We start from the raw sequence: 21,610 nt of genomic DNA on the forward strand, positions 1-21,610 counted from the left end.
GGACACCCTGCTCCACCTCTTGACGTCTCACTTCCGGCACCGCTTAACTCACGTCTTAAATTAAGCAATGTGCACCTTCAGGAGTCGAGCGCGCTGTTGGCGTCTCCGAAGGCGACCTCACGGTTTTCGACTCCCGGAAAGGGACACCAGGGGCCATGCGCAAGATCCGAACCGCGGCCACGGGCGCCGCCACCCTGTCTCTCGCCCTCGCGGCCACGGCCTGCGGAGGAGGTTCGGCGACCGGCGGCGGGTCCAACGACTCGCCCAAGACGCTCACTTACTGGGCCTCCAACCAGGGCGCGAGCATCTCGGTCGACCAGAAGGTCCTCAAGCCCGAGCTCGACAAGTTCGAGCAGCGGACCGGCATCAAGGTGAAGCTGGAGGTCGTGCCCTGGTCCGATCTGCTCAACCGGATCCTCACCGCGACCACCTCGGGGCAGGGCCCGGACGTGCTGAACATCGGCAACACCTGGAGCGCCTCGCTGCAGGCGACCGACGCGCTCCTTCCATGGGACGCGGCGCACTTCGCCAAGATCGGCGGGAAGGACCGGTTCGTCGAATCGGCGCTCGGCTCGACCGGAGCCCAGGGCAAGGACCCGGCCGCGGTGCCGCTCTACTCGATGTCGTACGCGCTCTACTACAACAAGCGGCTCTTCGCCGAGGCAGGCATAGCGAAGCCCCCGGCCACCTGGGACGAGCTGGTCGCCGATGGGCAGAAGATCGAGGCGAAGGGCAAGAACGGCCTGGGCGCCGAGGGGGCGAACCTGTCGAACAACATCCACCAGGTCTTCGTCCTCGCCCAGCAGCACGGCGCCGACTTCTTCACCACGGACGGCAAGCCCGATTTCACCAGTGACGGGGCGGTCGCGGCGGTCAAGCAGTACGTCGACCTGATGGCCAAGGACAAGATCGTCAGCGAGAGCAACGCCGAGTACGCGCAGAACCAGTCACTGAGCGACTTCGCCCGGGGGAAGACGGCGATGGTGCTGTGGCAGACGGCTTCCGCCACCTTCACGTCCCTCGGCATGAAGGACTCGGAGTGGGGCGTGGCGCCCGCGCCGGTCCAGTCCGGGACGCCCGGGGCCGGCGCCCAGGTGAACTCGATGGTGGCCGGCATCAACATGGCCGTCTTCAAGAACACCCACAACCTCGACGGCGCGGCCGCCTTCGTGAAGTTCATGACCAGTGACGAGGAGCAGAGGATCCTCAACACCGCCTACGGCTCCATCCCCGCGGTCAAGGCCGCCCAGGCCGATCCGGCGTTCAACTCCCCGGGCACGGCGGTGCTCCGGCAGACCCTGGCCATCAGCGCGCGGGCGCTGCCGCAGGTGCCGGACGAGTCGCAGTTCGAGACGGCCGTCGGCACAGCCGTGAAGGAGCTGTTCGCCGACGCCGCGGCCGGCCGTGCGGTGACCACCGAGTCGGTGAAGGCCAGGCTCCGCAAGGCCGAGCAGCAGATGCCCGCGACATGAGGACGGTCGCCCCCATGACGACCACAGCCTCTCCCGCAGACACCGGATCGATGGCCGAGCGCCCGCCCGGCCCGGCGCGCCGCCCCCACCGCAGCGGGCGGATCAGGCGCATCGGACTGCCGTACCTGCTCCTGCTGCCCGCCCTGCTCCTCGAACTCCTCGTCCATCTGGTGCCGATGGTCATCGGCATCGCGATGAGCTTCAGGGAACTCACCCAGTTCTCCATCCGCGACTGGGGCAGCGCCCCCTGGTCCGGCACCGACAACTACCGCCTGTCGGTGGACGTCCACGGTGCCGTCGGCGCGGCCCTGCTGCACTCCTTCTTCGTCACCGTCGTCTTCACGCTGCTCTCGGTCGGCCTGTGCTGGCTGATCGGCACCACGGCCGCGGTCTACCTCCAGGACACCTTCCGCGGCCGGGGCCTGCTGCGGGCCGTCTTCCTGGTGCCGTACGCGCTGCCCGTCTACGCGGCCGTCATCACCTGGGCGTTCATGTTCCAGCACGACAACGGCCTGGTGAACCAAGTTCTGCACGACCAGCTGCACCTCACCGGCAAGCCCTCCTTCTGGCTCATCGGCGACAACAGCTTCTACGCCCTGCTGGCCGTGTCGGTGTGGAAGGGCTGGCCCTTCGCCTTCCTGATCGTCATGGCCGGGCTCCAGAACATCCCGACGGAGCTGTACGAGGCCGCGGCGCTCGACGGCGCGGGCAGGTGGCAGCAGATCCGCCGCATCACCCTGCCCTCGCTGCGCCCGGTCAACCAGGTGCTCGTCCTGGTGCTCTTCCTGTGGACGTTCAACGACTTCAACACGCCGTACGTCCTGTTCGGCAAGTCCGCCCCGGAGGCCGCCGACCTCATCTCGATCCACATCTACCAGTCGTCGTTCGTCACCTGGAACTTCGGCACCGGCTCCGCCATGTCCGTCCTGCTGCTGCTCTTCCTGCTGGTCGTGACGGGCGGCTATCTGCTGCTGACCACCCGAGGAAGGAAGACGGCCGATGTCTGACACCGCCAAGCCGCCGCCGTCGCCGATGGCGCCGCCACGCTCCTTCCGCTGGTCACGGCGGATCTTCCTCACCCTGCTCACCGGTTTCGTGCTGCTGCCCGTGTACGTCATGGTGTCCAGCTCGCTCAAGCCGCTCCAGGACGTGTCCGGGACGTTCCGCTGGCTGCCCAGCGGGCTGACGATCCGCCCGTACATCGACATCTGGTCCACCGTGCCGCTCGCGCGCTACTTCATGAATTCGCTGGTCGTGGCGGGCGCCGCGACGGTGTGCTCGGTGGCGGTCGCGGTCTTCGCCGCGTACGCGGTCAGCCGGTACTCCTTCCGCGGCAAGCGCGTCTTCACGGTCACCGTGCTGTCCACGCAGATGTTCCCGGGCATCCTCTTCCTGCTCCCGCTGTTCCTGATCTACGTCAACATCGGGAATGCCACCGGCATCGCCCTGTTCGGCTCCCGCGGCGGGCTGATCCTGACGTACCTCACCTTCTCCCTGCCGTTCTCCATCTGGATGCTGATCGGCTACTTCGACTCGGTGCCGCGCGACCTGGACGAGGCGGCGCTCGTGGACGGCTGCGGACCGCTCGGCGCGCTGTTCCGGGTCGTGGTGCCGGCCGCGGTGCCCGGCATCGTGGCGGTCGCCGTCTACGCGTTCATGACCGCCTGGGGCGAAGTCCTCTTCGCGTCGGTGATGACCAACGACACCACCCGCACCCTCGCCGTGGGCCTCCAGGGCTATTCCACGCTCAACGACGTGTACTGGAACCAGATCATGGCTGCCTCGCTCGTCGTCAGCGTCCCCGTGGTCGCCGGCTTCCTGCTGCTCCAGCGCTACCTCGTCGCCGGTCTGACGGCAGGCGCCGTCAAGTGACCAACTCCCGGTTTCCGAAAGGGACTTACGTGTCAGAACCGATCGACCTCGCCGCGTTCCCCGACGACTTCCTGTGGGGGACGGCCACCTCGGCGTACCAGATCGAGGGAGCCGTCGCCGAGGACGGCCGCTCGCCGTCCATCTGGGACACCTTCTCCCACACCCCCGGAAGGATCGACAACGACGATCACGGGGACATCGCCTGCGACCACTATCACCGCTGGCCGCAGGATGTGTCCCTGATGCAGCAACTCGGCGTCAACGCCTACCGGTTGTCGGTCGCATGGCCACGCGTCATGCCCGGCGGCGACGGCCCGGTCAACGCCAAGGGCCTCGACTTCTACGACCGCCTGATCGACGGATTGCTGACGGCGGGGATCACCCCCTGCGTCACCCTCTACCACTGGGACCTCCCGCAGACCCTCCAGGACAGGGGCGGCTGGCCCCAGCGGGAGACCGCCGAGCACTTCGCCGCGTACGCCGCGGTCGTCGCCGAGCGCCTGGGCGACCGGGTACCGCACTGGGCCACCCTCAACGAGCCGCTGTGCTCGGCCTGGATCGGCCATCTGGAGGGCAGGATGGCCCCCGGCCTCACCGACCTCACCGCGGCGGTCCGCGCCTCCTACCACCTGCTCCTCGGCCACGGCCTGGCCACCCAGGCCATCCGCGCCGCGGCCCCGGGCGCCGAGGTCGGCATCGTCAACAACCTCTCCCCCGTGCACGCGGCCGGCGACAGCCCCGAGGACCTGGCCGCGGCCCGCCGCGTCGACGGCCACATCAACCGCTGGTGGCTGGACCCCGTCCACGGCCGCGGCTTCCCCGCCGACATGCGCGAGGTGTACGGCATCGAACTGCCGGAGCGTGCAGGCGACTTGACGACCATCGCCGCCCCGCTGGACTGGCTCGGCCTCAACTACTACTTCCCGGCGTACGTCGTGGACGACCCCGATGGACCAGTGCCGTACGGCCGTTCCATCCGCCGCGAGGACGTGCCGCGCACCGGAATGGACTGGGAGATCGAAGCGGACGGCATCGAGTCGTTGCTGCTCCGCCTGACCGAGGACTACGGCGCCCGGAAGATCTACGTCACGGAGAACGGCTCGTCCTTCCCGGACGTGGTCCGCCCCGACGGCGGCGTCGACGATCCCGGGCGCACCGACTACCTGGAGGGCCACCTTGCCGCCTGCGCATCGGCGGCCCGCAAGGGTGCCCCGCTGGCCGGCTACTTCGCCTGGTCCCTCCTGGACAACTTCGAGTGGGCGTACGGCTATGACAAGCGCTTCGGCCTCGTCCACGTCGACTACGCCACCCAGGCCCGCACCCTCAAGTCCAGCGGCCATCGGTACGCGGACATCGTGCGCGCCCACCGCGAGCCCGGCGGCCCATGCGGCCAGGGCACGGACCCCTCCACGGAAAAAGGTTTGAGCGAGGCGATGCCCCGCTGCTACTTTCCTGGTGGATCGTGAAGTCGTCGTAGGAGGTGAGACCCGTGAACACAGTTACCCATGGGTGCTCCCCCAATCCGTCACGGTCCGGCGGCTGACGTTCGGTGTCGCCAGGAGCGCCTGAGACAGAGGCACTCCTGGAGGGAGACTCCGATGAATACAAAGCCTTTCACATCTGGCCCGAGCGGGAACGCGGTGACGGTCACACGCGTCGCGGACCGGCAATGGCATGCGCTGGACGGCGACCTGGTGGTCGGCAGCGGATATGCCGGGCACCGGCCCGACGGACGCCTGTTCGTCAGCATCGATGCCTGGCACGACGCCGCCTTCGACCGGCTCGCCCAGGTGATACCGGCGGAACTGCCGGGGCCGCTGTACACGCTGGTCGACGAAGCCGACACCGAGATGACGGCCGGCTGGCTGCGGGCCGGTTTCACGGTCCGGCGCCGCGAGTGGGAGTACGACGTGCCGACCGACCCGAGGGTCACAGGGCTGGATGAAGTCCTGCCGCCTTCGGGCGTGACGATCGTGCCCGCCGGCCAGGCGGACGAAAGTCTGCTGCGGGCGGTGGACCGCGCGATCCGTGCCGAAGTCGAGGCGACCGCCGGATGGTGGCAGTCGATGCCCGCGGAGGTGATGCCCCGCCCCGAGGGCGACACCATCGTCGATCCGTCGAAGTACGCGGTGGCCGCGACGCGGGACGGCTACCTGGGTCTGATCCGGGTGGTGACGGTGAAGCGGCCGCGCATCGGGCTTGTCGCGGTCCGGGCCGGCGAGCAGCGCCGAGGCATCGCCCGGGCGCTCCTCGCCCACGCGCTGGGGACGCTGCACCGCTCCGGTTTCCTGTCGGCCTGGGCCGAGGTCCACGAGTCCAACCGAGCGGCCTCGACGCTGTTCGAGGGCATCGGCGCCCGGCGGACGAGCAGCAACCTGGAGCTGGTTCGATGACCAGGAACAAGGACGTCATCGAAGTCCAGGGCAAGGTCGTCGAGTGCCTGCGCAGCGCCATGTTCACCGTGGAGCTCGACAACGGCCATCAGGTACTGGCGCACATCAGCGGAAAGATCCGCAAGCACTACATCAAGATCTACCTGGAGGACCGGGTGCTGGTGGAGCTCCCTCCGTACGACCTGTCGCGCGGCCGGATCGTGTTCCGGTACCGGAACTAGCGGCAGTAGGCGCCTTCCGCGGTAGCTGATCCTGGGGCCCCGGCCACGGCGTTTTCGTGACCGGGGCCCCAGACGGATGGCCCGACCGTTAACGTCCGGTTTCCGGTTTTCGCAAAGTGGGCGCCATGAGACTTTTCGGCGGTCCGTTGCCTTGACCGCCTCAAGATCAAGACGCCTATAGTGACGTCCGGATTTGAAGAGCAGACGAATCCTGGGCGAATGACGGAGCTGTTTGAGGGCGGGGCGTGGAGATAGCGCAAGAACTGTCCGACGGGTCGCGCAGCGAAGAACTCGGGGCCGGATTCCCCCTGTTGACGGTTCTCGCGCTGATGGCCGGGATCTTCGCGGTCGGCTCGGAGGAGCTGGTCGTCTCCCCGCTGCTCGTGAACATGGCCGAGTCGTTCGACACGACGGTGGCCGTGATGGCGCTGTCGGTGAGCGTCTACGGCATCGGTACGGCGGTCGGTGCTCTGCTCTTCGCCCCGCTCGGAGACAGGAGATCGCGCCGGCTGAGTCTGGCGATCGGGATGGCGGCGTTCGTCCTTGGCACCGTTCTGTGTGCGTTCGCCGCCGGGCCCGGGCTGTTCTTCGCGGGCAGGGTCCTCGCCGGGCTCGCGGCGGGGGCCTTCGTGCCGACCGCCTACGCGTTCGTGGGCGATCAGATTCCGTACCGGCACCGCGCGAAGGCCATGGGCATCGTCGTGTCGAGCTGGTCGGTCTCGCTCGTCGTGGGCGTACCGATGGGGTCCTTCCTCGGTCAATGGGCCGGCTGGCGCTGGACGTTCGGCCTGCTCTCGGTCCTGGGCGTCCTCGTGGCCTGCGGGCTGCTGCGGGCCGCCGAGGAGAGCAGTCCCGGGCCCTCGGGAGGGGCTCCGGCGGCCGCGCAAGGGTGGCTGCGTTCGGCAGGCCGGGCCCTCCTGGCCCCCAGGGTGCCCGTGTATGTGCTGGCCACGTTCTTGAACATGTTCGGCTTCTACGGGACGTACACCTACCTCGGCAGCGCTCTGCAGTTCCGGTTCGGCAGCGGAAGTCCGATGACCGGCGTCATGGTCCTGCTGTACGGCCTGGGCTTCTCGACGAGTTTCGTCACGGGCAGGTGGGCCGACGGGCGAGGCAAGGAGCGGGTGCTCGTCGCGCTCCTCGCGGGGCTGGTTCCCGCTCTGGCACTCATCCCGTTCGTCGTCCGCTGGACGGCGCTTCTGGTGCTCTGCCTGTTCCTGTGGGGGGCGATGCAGAGCCTGGTCGTCACTCTGCTCAGCACGCTGCTGAGCGAGAGTTCGCCGTCCCATCGGGGAACGGTCCTCGCCTTCTACAGCCTCGCCACCAACCTTGCCGTGGCCCTGGGGTCGGCCCTGCTCGGCCCGTTGTTCACGGCGCACGGATTCTCGGCGGTCGGCCGGGTCTGCTCGGCTGTCACTCTGGTCGCCCTCGTCCTGAGCGTGTGGACACGCAGGCGGGGAGACGGGCGAGCACCGGCCGGGGACGGCGATCCGGAGCGAGCCGTCGCGATGTGAGGGCCGGCGTACGCCGAAGGCCTCACGCCCTGACGCGTACCGGCCGCCGCAGCAGGTAGAGGGCCGCGATCGTGGCCAGGACCGCCATGCAGCCGATGAACACCAGGCCCGCCCCTTCCAGGCCGAGCGGATTCACCAGTACGCCCACCCCGATGACCGGCACCGAGATGCCCGCGTACGCCACCACGAACAGGGTGGAGATCACCGCCGCGCGGCGGTCCGCGGGAGATGCCTCGGCCACCGCGGACAGGGCGCCGCGGAACGCCAGCCCCTGCCCGCAGCCGCCGACCAGTGCGCTCAGCACCATCAGGGGCAGCAGGTCCCAGCGCAGCGCGCCCGCGAGCAGCGCGAGACCGGCCAGCAGGCCGACGCAGCCCAGGGGCAGTGAGCGTCCCAGTCCGACCCGGCCGACGGCCAACTGCCCGGCGGTCGAGGCGAAGAAGGCCAGCGCGACGATCAGCCCGGTCTCGGCGTGATTGTGGACGTTCAGGGACTGCGCCAAGAAGGCGGGGGCGACCGATGTGAACACCCCGAACAACGCGAAGCCCACGAACGACGCGATCGCCGCGGGCACGAACACCGGCCGCACCTCGGCGGGCAGACCCGGCCGCTGCGTGCGCGCGCTGCTCAGCGGCTGTGGCTCCCGTACGGTCTCCGGAAGGCTCAGCAGGACGGCGGCCGAGCCGGCCACCAGTGCCAGGTGGACGGCGAAGGGCAGGTACAGCGGCCATGGGGCGTACTGCGCGAGCACTCCGGCGAGCAGCGGGCCGCAGCCCAGGCCGCCCATGTTGGCGGCCGTCGCCACGAAGGTGGCTCGAGGAGCGCCGCCGCGCGGCGCCAGGTCCATCACGTACGCCGTGGCGGCGCCGGTGAACAGACCGGCGGACAGCCCTGACAGGAGGCGGCCCGCGTACAGCCAGCCCAACCCGTTCGCGCACAGGTAACAGACCGCGCTCGCAGCCGCGAACCCCAGGCCCCACAGCAGTACGGGACGCCGGCCCACCGCGTCCGACACATTGCCCGCGAGGAGCAGTACACCGATGACGCCGAAGGCATAGACCGCGTAGACGACCGTGACCGTCAGCTCGGAGAATCCGAACTTGTCCTGGTAGAGGCCGTAGAGAGGGGTCGGCAGCGTGGTGCCGACCATGCACACGACGAACACCGCCCCGCCGAGCAGACACTGACGCCATCCTGGGAGATCATCGGCCATGCCACCGACGGTAACTCCGCGGGCCGCTCCGCCCCGGCCCGGCTGGACTGGCGCGCCGGTACGAAGTGACCGGCCGACGCCTCGGCTCCGGCGTTGTCAGTGGCGCGTGCGACCATCCGAAGCATGATCGCCTCGCTTGCCGCCCTCTTGCCCACCGCCGGTACGCATGTCTCGACGACGTACGCCGACTGGGTCGCCGCCCACGATCCGGGTGCGGCCGGGGCCGCGCGTGACCTGGTCGGGGACATGGGCTCCGAGCTCAACCGGTCCTGGGCCAAGCCCGGTCGGTTCGTCGACGTGATGGCGGCCCGGGCACGGCGGCTGCCTCCGGCGCATCTGCCGTGGTTCTGGGACACGGTGGGCCATCGGTTGATCGGGTACGGAAGCCGGCCGGGCGGGCGGGCCTATGCGGCGGCGCGGGCGGCCGAGGTGGAGCACGGGCTGCCGGTCGATGCCGAGTACCGCAGGGCCAACGCCCTGCTGTTCGCCAAGGGCGGGGCCATGCCGGTCAAGGAGTTCGGAACTCATCAGCGCTTCCTCGCCCAGACACTGGAGCCGGCAGCGGCGCATGCGGCTCTGGACGCGTTCCTGACCGCGTGGGCGGGGTCGAAGGCGGACCTCCCGGCGGATCTGGTGCGCCGGGTCCGGGCCTCCGCCAAGGCGGCCGGGCACGGAGACGAGGAAGTGGCGCGGCTGGTGGGCGCGATCCTGTCGGTCACCCGGGAGAAGTCGGTGCCGGATGCCCTGCTGGCCGCCGCAGGCCCGGTTCTGACGGTGCATCAGCCAACGGACGCGGTCGCGGCGGGCCTTGTGGAGATGTTTCCCGACGGGGCCACCGACGGCGGGGACTGGCTGCGGATGCTCATCGGCTGCGGCGCCACGGAGGCCATGGAGGCCGGACGAGTGGTGCCGGAGGGCGGGCTGCCCCACTGGGTCGGCACCTTCGTCCGCATGTACCAGTACGCGGCGCAGCCCGGCGGCGGGGTCGGGCGGCAGCCGCTGCCGCCCGGATTTTTGGACCTGGTGGGCCGGTTGGGGCGCTGGCTGCGGGCGGCGGGCACCCCGGTGACGGTGCACACCACCCGGCACCATTACCAGGGCTTCGACGCGGACGTGCTGGATGCCCTGCTGGCCGCGGAGGTCGCGGTCGTCGATCCGGGTCCGGAGATCGGGATGCGCTTCTGGGGCGAGCGGTCCCGGCGCGACCTCGCGGCGCTGGCGGCCGATCCGGTGTTCGGCCCCCGGCTCGAAGGGACCGTACACGCGGACCTGCTGCCGAACTGGTCGATGGCGCGGCGGCGGCCCGGTTCGGCGGTGACGCTGCTCCCGGGGAACGAGGGCATCGCCCAGGAGGTGGCCACCCGGGTCGGCAAGCTCGTCGACACGGTCGCGGGCGGCGGCATGGCGGGGGCCGAGGAGTCCGTCGCCGAGCTGGAGATCCTGCTCGACCGGCCGACGGTGGCTGCGCTCGACGGGATCGCCGAGGCCCTGGCCGAAGGGGGCGCCGCGGGCGCGCTGCGGCGCTCACTGGCGGCCGGCCTGCCCGAGGAACTGGCCTGGCCCGCACTGGAGTCGGCGTACGAGCAGTTCGCGGTGGACGCCCGGCCGGAGGAAGCCCAGGGTGTGCTGCCCGGAGTCGCCGGGGTGACGTCCACGTGGCCGTTCCTGACGGTGTTCGGCCACGATCGGGCGGTCGCCGTCGCTCCGGACGGGGTGCGGGCATCCTGCCGGTTCACGGTCCCCGCGGAGGCGACCATGTTCGCCGTCCACTACGTGGGCGGCTCCTTCCTGGCGAGCTGGACGCTCAAGCCGAGCCCCTACTACTGCGACACCGCCGTCTGGGCCGACCGTCCCGACGAGCCGTTCACCCCGGACGAGGTGGGCGGTCTCGTACCGTTCGGCGGCAGCCTGGACGGGGCGTACGGGTTCCAGTTCGAGACCGCCGACGGTGGCGGGCGGCACGGCGGTGTGCGGGTGCTGCGCCCGGGTGGCACGGAGGGCATCGACCGGGACGAGCTGCAGCTGGGTGACGGGTCCCGGATCTGGACCAACGCCGTCTTCGGAAGGCAGCCCTGGGAAGTCGTGGATCCGGTCACCGGGGAGCGGCGGGGCGCGGAGGCGCTGCCCGACTTCCCGGGTCGCGCCGCGAGCACCGACCAGTCCGAGACGGGCATGGCCCTCGCCACGGAAGCCCTCCAACTGGCGCCGCTGCCAGCAGAGTTGACGGGTTCACCACTCGGCTGCCGGGACGGCCTCGTCGGAACGCGGGTGCTGTTCCGCACCCGGCACCGCGACCACGCGCCCGACCATTTCCGGGTGGAGAGCGTGGACGGGCGCACGGCCCGGTTCGACATCGACCATCCGGGACAGGAGCCCTGGGGTCTGTGGGCTCCGCCGGAAGGAGCGGTGGAGGACGTGATCCTCGCCGAGGCGGAGACCCGGACGGGAGTACGTGCGTATGCCGCCGACGGGACCCTGCTCTGGGAGCTGGACGGGCACTCCTCGCCCCGCAATCCCCATGTGGCACCGGCCCGGCGGGTCACGGTGTCGGGAGGCGTGGCCCTGCCACCGGCGTTCTGGTACCTGTTGCGGACACGGGACGCGGCCGGATCCCGGGCGCTGCGGAACGTGGACCGGAAGGCGGCGGACGCCTTGCTGACGGCGGCCCTTGAGGATGCCGGGGCTCTGCGTGCCGCCGTTGCCCGGGAGTTGCCGGACCTCACCGATCCGGTGCTGGCCGAGGCCGTGGTGGCGGTGGCCTCGCGGGCCGCGCGGGTTGAGCAGCGGCGGCGGGCTCTGCACCAGCGTGTGGTCCTGCTCGCCGAGGCGCCGCCCGTGCTGCCGCGCGGTTCCGCGCCCGACACCGAGCTCATGCCCGCGCTGTTCGGGCTGATCTCGGAGGGAGAGCGCGATCCGTGGCGGCGGGAGCCGGACGTCGCCCTGCCCGCGACGCTGAGCGCGCTGGCCGCCGACGGCGCCTGCCTGGCCCGGACGATCGGGGAGGAGGTGCGGCGGCTCTCGCCACCGGCGCCGCCGTGCGACTGGTCCCAGCTGCTCGGCGCGATCGACGCCGCGGCATGGCGAGCCGCGGTGACACCGGCCCCGGACGCCGAACGGGCCGCGCTTCTCGCGCTCCTGGACACCTGGGCCGACCAGCCCTTCGCCCGTATGGGCAGCCGGTGGTGGGTGGGCCGCACATCCGATGCCGGGGACCTGGCCGGATTGCGGGCGGCGGGGATCGCCGTGGCCTCCGCAGCGGTACGGGCCGGAGGCTCGCAGCGCTGGTTCGTGGCGCCCGCCGCGCAGGACCGGGACGCCGACCCGGTTCCGGCGGCAATCCCGCAGGCGCGCCTCGTCGAGGTGGAGCGGGACGACGCCGCCCGCATGCGGGCTCTGGTGGCGGCGGTCGGCGCCCACGGGCCGGTCCCCGTGCCGGAGTCGGCGGCAACGCGCTTCGCCGAACTCACGGGCGTGAGGCGGGCCGTGGCGCGGCTCGTGATGGCCGGGCTCGTCGGCCGGCCCGACCGGGACGAGGACCGGAGCCTGGCACGCAAGGCTCCCTACAGGGCGACCCCGATGACAGCCGAGTCGTACGAGCACCTGCGAACGCGGCTCGGGGCGGCCGGCCGCCGGGCCGTGCTCGCGGCCGCCCTGCCCGAGGACCCGGCCGAGCTGTGGCAGCCGGGCGGGGTGGAGGAGGCAGCGGAACGGATGGCCGGGGTGTGGCGGGAGCTGGTCGGGGCGGTGCCGGCCGTCCACGACGAGGCGGCCGACACCCTGGAGGCGAGCCTCGGCCTCTCCGAAGTGTGGGCCCGGCGACTCGCGGCCGGGTACGAAGCCGCCGAGGACACGACCGTGGAGGCGGCCGGCTGGGAGCTGGCGGCGACCCGGTACGGCATAGGAGTTGAGGTCCGCGCCGTGCCGCCGGCCGGACCCGAACTGCCCTACCGCACCCCGGTGGGGCTCGCGTTCCGGCAGATGGCGAGCGCGCTGGTGTGGGCGTGGACGGACCGGCCCGTGGGCGACCCGGCGGTGGCCGGCGCGGCGGCCCTGTACGCGCGGCTGCGGGCCGAGCTCGATCGTCCCGACCTGCTGATGGCGCTGCCGGGCGGCCGGGTCGAGGACACCTCGGCGCGGATCGCCGAGCGGTTCGGGCCCGGGCGGCTGCCGGTGGCGATGGACGCCCGCAAGGAGGAGGGTCCGGTCCCGGTGACCGCGTACGACTCCGGGCCCCTGGTGGTCTGTGCCCCCGGTGGTGCCTCCTTCCTCAGGCCTGCCGCGGTCGCCGACCCCGAGGTGTGGCGGCGGGTCACCGAGACAGCCGATCTGGGCGAGGAACTCCGCCGGGCGGCCCCGCTGTTGGCCGGCGGCGGCCTGGAGCGCATGATGCTGCGGTCCCGGTCGGGAGCGGTGCCGGTGGGTGCGTACGAGGCGGATCCGCGGCAGTCCTGCCCCGACCTGGTCGCCCGAGTGGCGCGGGAGCTCGGGGTCGGAGCCGACGCGGCGGCGCTGTACCTCCAGTTGGCGACCCTGGCCGCGCCCACCGACCGGAACGTGCGGCGGTGGAACGGCTGGTCGGCCAAGCGACACACGGAGGTCCGTACGGAGCTGCTCGGCGCGGGCGTGGTCGTGGAGGGCAAGCGGGCCCGGTCCGGCCGGACACTGTTCCTGCCCGGGGAATGGACCGAACTCAAGGCGCCGCACCTGCCGTTGGAGACCGTGAAACTGGCGGCGCACGCCGTGCGCCCGCTGTGGGGCAGTGAGATCCATTCCCCGTTCGGCCGGATCCTGCCGACCGCACCGCTGCACGAGATGTTCGCGGATGCCTGGGAGCGGCCGGCCGAGGGGAGGCAGGAGGAGTCCTGACGTCCCGGCGCGGAGGTGGGTCGCGTCAGTCGTGCCGGCCCGGCCGGCCGCTCTTGTCGGAGCGGTGCGGCAGGTGCGGGTGCGGCAGGTGGCCCCGACGCAGCTGGAGCCATATGTCGCGGGCGCGGCGGCCCGCGTGGGTGCGGCTGCGGGCCACCATCTCGCGTGCCTCCTCCTCGGACTCGACCATGGCCGACGATCCGCGCAGCGGCTTGCCCGCGGTCTCGCGCAGGAACAGGGCCGAGACGACACCGATCGCGCCCGCGGCCATGAGGTAGTAGGCGGGTACGAGTTCGTTGCCGGTCGTATCGACCAGGGCGGAGGCCACCAGCGGGGTGGTGCCGCCGAACAGCGACACGGAGAAGTTGAAGGCGAGCGACAGTCCGCCGTAGCGCAGATGGGTCGGGAAGAGGGCGGGCAGCGTCGCGGCACTCGTCCCCGCGAAGCACACCAGGAACAGGCCGAGGATGGCGCAGCCGATGGCCGGGAGGATGATGCCGCCCTGGCGGATGAGCTGGAAGACGGGCACCGAGAACACGACCATCGCGGCCCCGCCCCACAGGAACAGCGGCCGTCGGCCGTAGCGGTCCGAGGAACGGCCGACGGCGGTGATGGTGAGGACGACGAGCACCATCGTGCCGAGGACGAGGAGCTGGGCGGTGAGGTCGGGTTCGCCGAGGGTGGTGCTCATATAGGTCGGCAGGTAGGACGTCACCATGTAGTTGGTGACGTTGTAGAGCAGGACGAGTCCGATGCACACGAGCATGGCCTGCCAGTGCTGGGTGATGACCTCCTTGAGGCGGCCCTTGCCGGACATGCGGGCCTGTTCCAGGCGCTCTTCCTCCTCGGGCGTGGCCCCGCTCCGTGCCACCGCCTCACGCCCCCGCTCCTCGGCCTCCTGGAACGCGGGTGTCTCGTCGAGTCTGAGCCGCATGTAGAGGCCGATGAGCCCGAGCGGTCCGGCGACGTAGAACGGGATCCGCCACCCCCAGTCGACCATCTGGTCCTCGCTCAGGACGCCGGTCAGGACGGTGACCATGCCGGAGCCTAGGGAGTATCCGACGAAGGTGCCGAAGTCGAGCCAGCTGCCGAGGAAGCCGCGCATCCGGTCGGGCGAGTACTCGGCGATGTAGGTGGTGGCCCCGGCGTACTCACCTCCGGTGGAGAAGCCCTGAACGAGCCGGCACAGCAGGAGCAGGATCGGGGCGGCGAGACCGATCGACTTGTATCCCGGCAGGAATCCCACCGCGAAGGTGCTGATCGCCATCATGATCATGGTGACGGCGAGGACCTTCTGGCGCCCCACGCGGTCGCCGAGCGGCCCGAACACGAGCCCGCCGAGCGGCCGGACGAGGAAGGCCGCCGCGAACGTCGCGAACGTCGAGATGACCTGGGCGCCCGGCGAGCTCGACGGGAAGAAGACCTTGCCGAGCGTGGCGGCGACATAGGCGTAGACGCCGAAGTCGAACCACTCCATGGTGTTGCCGAGCGCAGCCGCGGACACGGCGCGGCGCACGGCGGGTTTGTCCGCGACCTTGACGTCGTCCGGGCTCAGGCTCTTCTTTCGGCGGCGCAGCAGCGTCCGCACCATGCGTTCGGTCTGCGGGCTTCCCGAGCCGAATCCGCGACCTCGATGGGCCGGGGGTGTGGGCCCCCGCCTGGCTGGTTTCATGGGCACCTGCGCGATGTCGTCGGTGGTGTCGGCCGGAGGATGCTGCAGCTGGTGCCCCCTCGCCACCAAGGGCGAGGGGGCACAGGCGCCGTCGGCGGGGTCACCGCTGCGGCGATGCGCTTTCCATGGGCATGCGGCACACGCCGCCTTCCACCATCTTCAGGTGCCCGGCCACGATGGGCCGCGCCGCCTTGGCGGCCGCCTGGATCTGGCTGTCCTTGCCGGAGCTCAGCTCCTTGTCGATCAGCACGAGCGCCTGCTGGTGACCGTCGCTCTGCATCTTCAGCCAGGCGGCGTCGTACGCCGTGGTGCCGTCCTTCGGCTTCAGGTCGTCCAGCTGCTTCTTCTGGGCGGCGGTGGGCTCCTTCGCCATGGCGATGCCCTTGGCCTTGGCCAGGGCCGCTCCCTTGGCGTCCAGCGCGGTGTGGTCGCGCACGATGATGGCCGCGACCCGTTTCACACAGGCGCTGTTCGCGTGTGTTTCGGCGTCCTTGCCCGCGGCGATCTCCGCCAGGTTGGCCTGGTGGATCGTCTGCAGGAACACCGCGTCGGAGGACGCCGCGGGACTGGCCGCGCCGATGGCGGCCGTGGTTCCCGTGAGGGTGAGCGCGACGGCGGCCGCCGCCGTCGCGCAGGTGTGGGCGAAACGCATGAGACCTCCACGTGTCCGTGGACCGGGTGAGGGCCACTTCGGCATCCGGATCGCACCCGAGCGACCGTCCGGGCATATGGCTCAACCCGATACATCGTAGGACCGCTTCCCGACGCCCGCCCGTCCAGATCACTCCCCGTCACCAGGGCCTGGTCACGGTGGGCGTGCTCAGCCCATGTGTGCGGCGGGCTGTGCGGGTTTCACGGCGGGGGGCCACCATTCGACGAGGAGCATGGTGGCGTCGTCGCGCAGGTCGCTGTCCTCGCTGTCGAGGATGGAGTGGATGAGGCGGCGGCGCAGTGACTCGGCGGCCAGTTCGCCCGCGGCGGTGGCCAGGATGATGGAGTCCGTGAAGCGGTCCATGCCGAACTCGCCTCCGCCCGCGGTACGCGCCTCGGTGACGCCGTCGGTGTGGAGCAGGACGCGGTCGCCCGGCTCAAGGGGCATCTCGTGGACGGCTCTGGGGTCGTCGCTGAATCTGGCCGGGAGACCTATGGGCGGCTGGGCGGTGCGTTCGAGAGCCCCATCCACGACGCGTCCGTCCCGGATCAGCACCGGCGGCGGATGCCCGCAGTTGCACCAGCGGAACACCCCCGAGGCCAGGTCTAGTTGGGTGAGGATGCCGGTGCAGAACTTGTCGGGCAGCCACTGGGCGAGGGCCTGGTCGATGGTCCCGACGAGGTCGAGCAGCCCCGCACCAGCCCGCCGGGCATTGCGACAGCCCGCAAGCGCGACCGACGTCGTCAGGCCCGAGGCGAGGTCGTGGCCCATCGCGTCGAGGATCGCGGCGTGCAGGGTGGACTGGGTGAGCGAGTGGTCGAAGGCGTCGCCGCCGATCTCGTACGCCGGCTCGAGCACGGCGGTGGACACGACGTGGGCGTTGCCGATGGTGCGCGGCGGCAGGAAGGCGCGGAGCATCTCGACGGGCAGTTGCATGCGTTCGACCCGGGCCCGGCGGGCGAAGCTGTCGCTGTAGGCGCGTTTGGAGGTGATGGCCATGGCCACGATCCCCGTCAGCATCCGGCAGCGCCGCAGTCGTACGGCATCGACGGAGCGGGTCCGCACGCCGAGCACACCGAGGCGCTCGGCTCCGTCGACGACGGGCAGCCACAGGCACAGGACGCCGGTGTCCGCGTCCTCGATGCGCAGGGAGACCGTCCGGTAGCACCAGCCGGCGACGGACGCGTCGATGTCCAGGGTCGCGAGCCCCTCGGTGAGGGCGACGAGGCGGCGCTGCTGGAGGTCCGTCAGACAGATGACGACTTCGCCCAGGCCGAATGCCTCGTTCCGGCGAGCCACCAACTGGCGTGTGAAGCAAGGGAGTTCAGGACAGCGGGCCGCCGTAGTAGCGGCCGATCATGTCGCGGTAGGTGGGATCGTCGAGATGGGTGGCTGGTTCGAACTCCGGCGAGTCCTTGACCTGGTCCCGGGTGAGGGCGACATGGATCTTCTTGTCGTCCGGGTCGAGCCGGGTGACGGTGCCGGCCGGCAGCAGGACGCGCTTGCCGAAGATCCATGGCCCGGTGTCCACCACGAGGTGCGAGGAGCCGACCTCGTCGGAGTGGTGGTCGACCTTGCCGATGTTCCCGTCGGCGGCCTCGACCTTCCAGCCGCGCAGGTCCACGCCGGCGAGATGGCCGCTGGTGTCCTGGTAGCCCCAGAGGTCCTTGTTCATCACGGGGATGTCCCCTTTCCGTTCCGTATCGCGGCGAGCCCCGATCACGTGGCCCGCACCTGTTGCGCCATGTCCGGTGGGCCGCGGGGTCAGCCCGCGGTCAGCACCTCGGCGAGGAAGGTGTCCAGGTCGACCTCCTCCTCCCCCGGCGGGACGGCCTCGTACGTCCTGGCCAGGAAGACCCGCAGTGCCGGTTCCCACAGGGAGAACACGACGCGGCTCCATTCCCCGTCGAGGCCGCAGCCCGCCAGTTCGATGCGTGTCTCGTGCCGCCCCGCGACGACGTGCGGGGCGATCCGTATGTCTCCGTCGCCGACCTCCTGCCCGAGCCCTCGGGCCAGGAGGTCCCGCTCGAACGTCCAGGTGACGGCCACGTCCTCCTGCAACTCGAACAGAACGCGGATCGCGAAGGGGTCGTCGGACTCGTACAGCAACCGCGTGACCACCGGGAAGCGCGCCCCGTCGGCCTCCAGATTCATGAACACGGTCTCGTACAGGGAACTCATGGATCGCCTCCAGCATTCAGCTCGGGCAGGCGGAAGCCGGCTTTCCCGGAAATCGATCGGCGGCGGTCAGGCGCGTGCGGCCCGGTCCTCGACCATCCCGGCGCGCAGCCTGGTCAGAATGCGGGAGAGCAGACGCGACACCTGCATCTGCGAGACCCCGAGCTCACGGCCGATCTCGGCCTGCGTCAGCTCGCGCCCGAACCGCATGCTCACGATGCGCCGCTCGCGCTCGCTCAGCGCGCCCATCAGCGGCGCCAGGGTCTGGAGGTTCTCCACCTTCTCCATGCCGGGGTCGTCCTCGCCGATGAAGTCGACGAACGCGCGGCTCCTGCCACCGGCCGCGCCGCCCCCTTCTTCCGCGTCGGCGGACATGTCGAGGGAGCCCGCGGTGTAGCCGTTGGCCGCGACGAGACCCTCCACGATCTCCTCCTCGTCCCGGTCCAGGTGCGCCGCGAGCTCACGCACCGTCGGGTCGCGGTCCAGTGCGACGGCGAGGCACTCCTTGGCCTTCGCGATCTCCACCCGCAGCTCCTGCAGGCGGCGCGGCACATGCACGGCCCAGGTCGTGTCACGGAAGAACCGCTTGATCTCGCCCACGATGTACGGCACCGCGAAGGAGGTGAACTCCACCTCGCGCGACAGCTCGAACCGGTCGATCGCCTTGATCAGGCCGATCGTGCCGACCTGGATCACGTCCTCCATCTCGCCGGTGCCGCGGTTGCGGAACCGGCTCGCCGCGAAGCGCACCAGGGAGAGGTTCATCTCGATCAGTGTGTTCCGCGCGTACTGATGCTCCTCGGTGCCCTCCTCCAGGACCTGGAGCCGCTCGAAGAACACCTTGGACAGCTCGCGGGCATCCTTCGGCGCGACCTTTCCCGCATCCTCCACCCAGGGCAACTCCCCCGCCCCGGGCTCCATGGTCGTGGCCGCCGTCCGGTCCGTCCGCTCGCGTCCCGTCACCCGCGCCGCTGCCATGTGGACAACCTCCCTAGTCACGTGACTGCATCCGTCGAAGTCATCGGGTGCCCCTCGTGAACCAGATCATGCATGTGTGTTCCGTACGTGGCTGAAGTACGCGGTACGAGCGGGAAGCCCGGCCTCCTAGCGCGGCAGGGCGACGCAGACGCTCTTCCCGCCGTCACCGCAGGGCATGACGGCCACGCTGCGGGCGAGGTGATGGACGAGGGGCCAGCCGAATCCGCCCTCGTATCCGCGCAGGTCCGGCGGGCGTTCGCGGGGCGGGACGGGGCTGGGATCCCGCACGCTGATGTGGAGCGTGCTGCGGTCGGCGGCGAAGTGCAGGGCCGTGGCGCCGCCCGCGTGCCGGAGCGCGTTCGTGACGAGCTCGGAGACGACGAGCACCACGTTTTCGGCGCTCTCCCTCGTGGGCCGGGGCGCCAGCGTGGAGAGGAACGCGCGGGCCGCGTCGCGGGCCTGGGCCGGCGTGGCCGGAACCGTGGTCCCTACGGCGGAGCCCGGCGGTGGACCGGTGGCGGCAGACGGGCGAGCCATGTTCGAGACCCCCAGAGGATTTGCCCGTGGATATGGATGTGGTGGGGCTTCTGCCCAGATTCGGCGCGGTCGAACGTGTGCGCGCCGGGGAGTCGCACGGCCCATGGATACCGGAACCGCGCGGCCCCCTCTTCAGCGCACGACCGCGCGTTCCACGAGGAGCCGTACCGCCGCCGCGATCGACTCGGCGTCGATCCCGGCCAGGTGCAGCTGCTCTTCGGGGCTCGCCGAGGCCGGCATGTGCTGGACGCCGAGGCGGACCAGGCGCGGCACCGGGCGGCCGTCCGCGAAGGCCTCGGCCACCGCGTCGCCGATCCCGCCCTGCACCCGGTGGTCCTCGACCGTGACGAGGCACCCCGTCGCCTCCGCCGCCTCCCGGAGGGTCTCCGCGTCGACCGGCTTCACCGAGTAAAGGTCGATGATCCGTATGTCGATGCCCTCCCGGTCCAGGAGCTCGGCCGCTCGCAGCGCCTCGTGGACCGTGACGCCCGCCGCGACGACCGTCACCCGGTCCCGGTCTGTGGAGCGGAGCACCTTGGAGCCGCCCGGCCGGAACTCCTCGCCGGGGCCGTAGATGACAGGGGTGCCGCCCCGGCTGGTGCGTAGATAGCGCACCCCGGTCAACTCGGCCATGGCTGCGACCAGTTGGGCGGTCTGGTTGGCTTCGCACGGGTAGAGGACGGTGCTGCCGTGCACGGCCCGGAACATCGCCAGGTCCTCCAGGCCCATCTGTGACGGGCCGTCCTGGCCGATCGCGACCCCGGCGTGCGAGCCGACGAGGTTGATGCCGGCCCGGCTCACGGCCGCCATCCGTACGAAGTCGTGCGCGCGGGTCAGGAAGGCCGCGAACGACGAGGCGAAGGGGATGTAGCCGCGGGCCTGGAGGCCCACCGCGGCCGCGACGAGCTGCTGCTCGGCGATGTAGCACTCGAAGTAGCGCTCGGGGTGGGCCTTGGCGAAGAACTCGGTCCGCGTGGAGTCGCCGACCTCGCCGTCGAGTGCCACCACGTCCTCGCGCGCCGAGCCGAGCGCGGCCAGCGCCTGCCCGTAGGCGTCGCGGGTGGCCACCGAGTCACCTGCTTCGAAGCGCGGCAGGTCCAGGTGTCCGCCGGCCGGCTGCCGCCGGGCCGGGGCCGCGGGCGGCGAGCAGACCTCGACGCGGACGAAGCGGGGGCCGCCGAGTTCGCCGATGGCGGCGTCCGCGTCCGGCAGCGGCTTGCCGTGCTGCCCTTCGCGGTCCTCGACCTGCGCGACGCCCCGGCCCTTGCGGGTGCGGGCGATGACGGCGGTGGGCTGCGAGCGCGTGGCCGACGCCTCGGCGAACGCCGCGTCCACCGCCTCGACGTCGTGCCCGTCGATCTCGATCGTGTGCCAGCCGAACGCGCCGAGGCGCCGGGCGTACGCGTCGAGGTCCCAGCCGTGCCGGGTCGGCCCGCGCTGGCCGAGCCGGTTGACGTCGATGATCAGCGTCAGGTTGTCCAGGTGCTCGTACCCCGCGTGCTCGGCGGCCTCCCAGACCGACCCCTCGGCCATCTCGCTGTCGCCGGACAGCACCCACACCCGGTACGGCGCGTGTTCGAGCCGCTTGCCCGCGAGCGCCATGCCGACCCCGACCGGCAGCCCGTGTCCGAGCGAGCCCGTCGCCACGTCCACCCAGGGCAGCCGCGGCGTGGGGTGTCCCTCCAGGCGGCTGTCGCGGCGGCGGAACGTCAGGAGTTCCTCGTCGTCGACGACGCCCGCCGCCCGGTACATCGCGTACAGCAGCGGCGAGGCGTGGCCCTTGGAGAGGATCAGCCGGTCGTTGCCGGGGTGGTCCGGATCGTCGAAGTCGTAGCGCAGATGGCGGGCGAGCAGAACCGCCGCCAGGTCCGCGGCCGACATCGAGGACGTCGGATGACCCGAGTCGGCCGCGGCGGCCGCGCGCACCGCGTCCACCCTCAACTGCTGGCCCAGATCGGCGAGTTCACGGGCGGCTTCGCGTCGCATGTCACTCCTTGCGCTCGACGGCCCGTCCGGCGGGCCGGTGGGGCATGGCCGGGATC

The 21,610-nt window shown here is 71.1% G+C and carries 17 protein-coding genes; 8 read left to right on the top strand and 9 right to left on the bottom strand.

All coding sequences use genetic code 11. The features are described 5' to 3' along the window. Positions 1–155: 155 nt before the first annotated feature. The 7 genes from ABD346_RS03485 (at position 156) to ABD346_RS03515 (ending at position 7,472) form a co-directional block, all read left to right on the top strand. Entirely contained in the window at positions 156–1,472 is a 1,317-nt protein-coding gene (locus ABD346_RS03485) for an ABC transporter substrate-binding protein (RefSeq protein ID WP_344371369.1), read from the top strand. A gap of 14 nt (positions 1,473–1,486) precedes the next feature. Continuing rightward, positions 1,487–2,479, top strand: coding sequence for a carbohydrate ABC transporter permease (locus ABD346_RS03490; RefSeq protein ID WP_344371371.1), 993 nt, complete (start codon positions 1,487–1,489; stop codon positions 2,477–2,479). Further along, positions 2,472–3,344, top strand: a complete 873-nt coding sequence (locus ABD346_RS03495) for a carbohydrate ABC transporter permease (RefSeq protein ID WP_344371373.1) — start codon at positions 2,472–2,474, stop codon at positions 3,342–3,344. The genes ABD346_RS03490 and ABD346_RS03495 overlap by 8 nt, the downstream gene beginning before the upstream one ends. 29 nt (positions 3,345–3,373) lie before the next feature. Next, entirely contained in the window at positions 3,374–4,810 is a 1,437-nt protein-coding gene (locus ABD346_RS03500) for a GH1 family beta-glucosidase (RefSeq protein WP_344371375.1), read from the top strand. A 132-nt stretch (positions 4,811–4,942) separates the two neighbouring features. Next, positions 4,943–5,737, top strand: a complete 795-nt coding sequence (locus ABD346_RS03505) for a GNAT family N-acetyltransferase (protein WP_344371376.1) — start codon at positions 4,943–4,945, stop codon at positions 5,735–5,737. Further along, on the top strand, positions 5,734–5,958 hold the full coding sequence (gene infA, locus ABD346_RS03510; RefSeq protein ID WP_344371378.1) for a translation initiation factor IF-1: 225 nt from the start codon (positions 5,734–5,736) through the stop codon (positions 5,956–5,958). The genes ABD346_RS03505 and infA overlap by 4 nt, the downstream gene beginning before the upstream one ends. A 245-nt stretch (positions 5,959–6,203) precedes the next feature. Next, positions 6,204–7,472 (top strand): MFS transporter, encoded by a 1,269-nt coding sequence (locus ABD346_RS03515; RefSeq protein ID WP_344371380.1) that lies wholly within the window; start codon positions 6,204–6,206, stop codon positions 7,470–7,472. A gap of 22 nt (positions 7,473–7,494) precedes the next feature. Here the strand turns inward: ABD346_RS03515 and ABD346_RS03520 are convergent, their stop codons facing one another. Next, the gene (locus ABD346_RS03520; RefSeq protein ID WP_344371382.1) at positions 7,495–8,685 is read right to left on the bottom strand and encodes an MFS transporter; all 1,191 of its coding nucleotides are present in this window, start codon (positions 8,683–8,685) and stop codon (positions 7,495–7,497) included. 123 nt (positions 8,686–8,808) lie between these two features. On the opposite strand from ABD346_RS03520, the gene ABD346_RS03525 reads away from it, so the two are divergent. Then, complete coding sequence (locus ABD346_RS03525) at positions 8,809–13,551, top strand: hypothetical protein (protein ID WP_344371384.1); 4,743 nt, start codon at positions 8,809–8,811, stop codon at positions 13,549–13,551. A 25-nt stretch (positions 13,552–13,576) separates the two neighbouring features. On the opposite strand, the gene proP is transcribed toward ABD346_RS03525, so the two are convergent. From proP to ABD346_RS03565, 8 genes are all read right to left on the bottom strand, one after another. Further along, positions 13,577–15,142 carry a glycine betaine/L-proline transporter ProP gene (proP, locus tag ABD346_RS03530; protein WP_344371386.1) on the bottom strand — a complete coding sequence of 522 codons (1,566 nt, stop codon included), beginning with the start codon at positions 15,140–15,142 and terminating at the stop codon, positions 13,577–13,579. Positions 15,143–15,323: 181 nt separating this feature from the next. Continuing rightward, entirely contained in the window at positions 15,324–15,875 is a 552-nt protein-coding gene (locus ABD346_RS03535; protein WP_344371387.1) for a DUF4142 domain-containing protein, read from the bottom strand. Between the two features lie 168 nt (positions 15,876–16,043). Then, positions 16,044–17,174, bottom strand: a complete 1,131-nt coding sequence (locus ABD346_RS03540; RefSeq protein WP_344371389.1) for a PP2C family protein-serine/threonine phosphatase — start codon at positions 17,172–17,174, stop codon at positions 16,044–16,046. A gap of 25 nt (positions 17,175–17,199) precedes the next feature. Continuing rightward, positions 17,200–17,550, bottom strand: a complete 351-nt coding sequence (locus ABD346_RS03545) for a PRC-barrel domain containing protein (protein ID WP_344371390.1) — start codon at positions 17,548–17,550, stop codon at positions 17,200–17,202. Positions 17,551–17,639: 89 nt separating this feature from the next. Further along, positions 17,640–18,056, bottom strand: a complete 417-nt coding sequence (locus tag ABD346_RS03550) for an SsgA family sporulation/cell division regulator (protein WP_344371391.1) — start codon at positions 18,054–18,056, stop codon at positions 17,640–17,642. Positions 18,057–18,122: 66 nt separating this feature from the next. Next, positions 18,123–19,031 carry a SigB/SigF/SigG family RNA polymerase sigma factor gene (locus ABD346_RS03555; RefSeq protein ID WP_381227128.1) on the bottom strand — a complete coding sequence of 303 codons (909 nt, stop codon included), beginning with the start codon at positions 19,029–19,031 and terminating at the stop codon, positions 18,123–18,125. A 126-nt stretch (positions 19,032–19,157) separates the two neighbouring features. After that, positions 19,158–19,568: an ATP-binding protein gene (locus ABD346_RS03560; RefSeq protein WP_344371393.1), complete on the bottom strand. Its 411-nt coding sequence runs from the start codon at positions 19,566–19,568 to the stop codon at positions 19,158–19,160. A gap of 132 nt (positions 19,569–19,700) precedes the next feature. Then, complete coding sequence (locus ABD346_RS03565) at positions 19,701–21,554, bottom strand: transketolase (protein ID WP_344371395.1); 1,854 nt, start codon at positions 21,552–21,554, stop codon at positions 19,701–19,703. Between the last annotated feature and the right edge of the window lie 56 nt (positions 21,555–21,610).

The sequence above is a fragment of the Streptomyces mauvecolor genome (assembly GCF_039532965.1).
GTDB classification, from domain to species: Bacteria; Actinomycetota; Actinomycetes; order Streptomycetales; family Streptomycetaceae; genus Streptomyces; species Streptomyces violascens.